Origin of the sequence: Leucobacter musarum subsp. musarum (assembly GCF_001273845.1) — a bacterium.
Taxonomy (GTDB): Bacteria; Actinomycetota; Actinomycetes; order Actinomycetales; family Microbacteriaceae; genus Leucobacter; species Leucobacter musarum.
Genome location: NZ_JHBW01000011.1, coordinates 1 through 249 on the forward strand (window position 1 = coordinate 1; position 249 = coordinate 249).

The 249-nt window shown below is 67.9% G+C and carries 1 protein-coding gene; it reads left to right on the top strand.

Annotation, left to right across the window (positions count from 1 at the left end; translation table 11 throughout):
- Positions 1-249 (top strand): ABC transporter substrate-binding protein (locus tag CH42_RS00035; RefSeq protein WP_156322408.1); only part of this gene is annotated, 249 nt, incomplete at both ends.

Consider the following 249-nt stretch of genomic DNA (forward strand, 5'->3'; position numbering starts at 1 on the left):
GTGAGGCCGGCTGCGACGGCATCGTCGCCAACTCGGTCGAGCCCGATGCGATCGGCCTGATCAAGGCGGCGAACCAGCAGGGCTGGGACGACGTCACCTTCCTGCTCCTCACCTCGGTGTACAGCGAGAGCTTCGCGGCCGCCGTCGACAACAGCGCGGCCGGCGTCTACGTGCCCGCCGAGTTCTACCCCTTCACCGAGGACAGCGACGTCAACGCCGACTGGACGGCGCTGATGGACGAGAACGGGA